Raw genomic sequence first — 2255 nt, forward strand, 5'->3', positions numbered from 1 at the left:
TCCGACCCGCCCTGCTTCTCGGTCATGGCCATCCCGAACAACACCCCCGACTTGGTGGCGGGGTCGCGCAGCTCGGGGTCGTAGACCCTGGACATCAGCGCCGGCTCCCATTCCGCGGCCAGCTCCGGGCTCAACCGCAGGGACGGCACCACGGCGTGCGTCATGGACAGCGGGCACCCGTGCCCGGCCTCGATCTGCGACACCAGCATGAAGCCGGTGGCCCGCTCCACGTTGGCGCCGGGCCCCGGGTCCGCCCAGGCGGAGGTGTGCACCCCGCGGGACACCGAGTACTCCATGATCCGGTGATAGGAGGGGTGGAACTCGATCTCGTCCACCCGGTTGCCCCACCGGTCGTGGGCGCGGTGCACCGGCGGCAGGGTGTTGGCCAGCTCCGCGTCGTGCTGGTACTGCCCGGTGCCCACGTGTCGGCCGATCTCGTGGAACCGGTCGGTCACCGCGCCGGGTGCGAAGACTCCCACGGCCTCCCGGAGTGCGGGATTGAGCGCGTACTCGTCCACGTCCACGCGCGGCGGCGCCTGGTTGAGGACCTCGTGGGTGGTGTGGTTCCGAGTGGTCGACATGTGGTGGGTGCTCCTCCGGCCCGCGGTACTCAGGACTTGAAGTACATGAGTTGGTGGCTGGTGGCGAGCAGGGTGCCGTCGCGGCTCCACAGTCTCGCCGATTCATCGTGGTAGTTGCCGTGGAACCGGTGGGCGTGGACGCTGCCCAGGATGAAGTCCGTGCCCTGGGCCGCGATCTCGTCCGCGGTGGCCAGGTAGTGGATCGTCAGCGTGACCGTTCCCGCGGGGATCGGCCGGCCGAGCCGGAGGAACGACCTGGGGAAGAACGAATCGCACATCGCGGTGAGCGCGACGTGGTCGAGGGGGCGGGGCGGGGTGTCGCGGATCCACATCGTCGTCGTCGAATCCGGGCTCGTCTGTCCGTCCTCGACCGACTGCCACGCCCCCGTCACGAACCGCATGTCGTAGTTGTCCACCCACTTGACCCCACGGTCCGCCGCGGCCGGGGTCAGGTCCTCGGGTGCGGGGACCCCGGGCGGGCCGACCTCGGTCTCCGACCACGTCTCCCGGCGCAGCGCGGTGATCGCCGTGGCGGTGGTGACCACCTGATCGCCCTGGCGCATCTCGAGCCACCAGTGCTGGTTGGAGCGGTTGGTGCGGGTCGGCAGCACCTCGATCTCGAACTCGCCCTCGGCCACCGGGCCCGCGTAGTTCAACGTCAGAGCCAGCGGGTCACCGTGTCGCTCCGGGTGCTGCAGGATCGCCTGCAGCATCGTCGCCGCGGTCGTCCCGCCGAACGGCCCGACCATGTTGGCCCACGCGTCGACCGTGCGGCCCCGGACCAGGTTCTCGCCGCCGCGTTCGAGAGCGACGGCCTGATCCAGAGTGTGTCCAGGGGCGTATCGACCGGTCACGGCACTCTCCTCATCGGGCGGCGTGAGGGGTGCGCCGCCGGGTGGTCCCACCGTACCGAGGGGTCGGGGGCGCCCGCTGCATCCGCGGTCAACACCGACTCCCTCATGCCTCCGCCCGCCGGGTGTTCGGTGGACGTGCAGCGGATCGCCGCGCAGACCCCCGGGCCGTTCCCCGGGGTCGGGTGGACGGTGGGACAGAGCGGGAACCTGTGCGGTGAACTCGGCTACCTGTTCCTGGAGACCGCGGGCGGGACGGTCTCGTCGCCCACCCGTGTCGTGCTGTTCCACCGGGGCGAGCAGGTCGCGACGCAGCCCGGCACCACGCCGCGTGTCCTGCTCGGGCAGCACAGCGACTTCCACGTGGAGCTGCGCGTGCAACAGGAGCCGGTGGCGGGCCAACCTAATGCGGAGGCCGTCTACGCCTCCACCATCTACGTGTGGAACCCGTTCGCCGGCGCGGGGGACGCGACCCCGATCGGTCCGCTACCGCCCGGGATGACCCTCTAGCCAGGGCGACGGGGTGGCGACGTGACCGGGGCCGACGGAGTGCGGGGAGGCGGTCGGTCGCCGGTCTACGCGGCCCTCGCGGTGGTCGTGGTGGTCGGGGTCCTCGTCGCGACCGTCACCACCGTCGCGCTGATGCGATCGCGCGACGAGACGTCTCCCGAGGTGACCGCCCCGGCCGGCCCCAGCACCACCGCGACCTCGACCCGGGCCTCTCGCGCCACCACCACCGCTCCCGCCACGCCCACCGCGGTCGTCCCCGCACCCGCGGCGGTGTGTGACGCCGGGGTGATCAACACCGACCTGGGGTACCCGA

The 2255-nt window shown here is 71.7% G+C and carries 2 protein-coding genes and 2 pseudogenes; 2 read left to right on the forward strand and 2 right to left on the reverse strand.

Annotated features, from left to right (window positions below):
• Both G6020_RS05620 and G6020_RS05625 read right to left on the reverse strand, forming a co-directional pair.
• Positions 1-581, reverse strand: a pseudogene (locus G6020_RS05620) (DNA alkylation response protein); the annotation flags it as partial.
• 29 nt (positions 582-610) lie between these two features.
• On the reverse strand, positions 611-1435 hold the full coding sequence (locus G6020_RS05625) for an acyl-CoA thioesterase domain-containing protein (RefSeq protein WP_182609941.1): 825 nt from the start codon (positions 1433-1435) through the stop codon (positions 611-613).
• 105 nt (positions 1436-1540) lie between these two features.
• Between G6020_RS05625 and G6020_RS05630 the strand changes: the two genes are divergently transcribed.
• A complete protein-coding gene (locus tag G6020_RS05630) occupies positions 1541-1942 on the forward strand; it encodes an LppP/LprE family lipoprotein (protein WP_241731242.1) in 402 nt (133 codons plus the stop codon).
• Between the two features lie 21 nt (positions 1943-1963).
• Positions 1964-2255, forward strand: a pseudogene (locus G6020_RS05635) (hypothetical protein); the annotation flags it as partial.

Source organism: Dietzia sp. B19 (assembly GCF_014145155.1).
GTDB lineage: Bacteria > Actinomycetota > Actinomycetes > Mycobacteriales > Mycobacteriaceae > Dietzia > Dietzia natronolimnaea.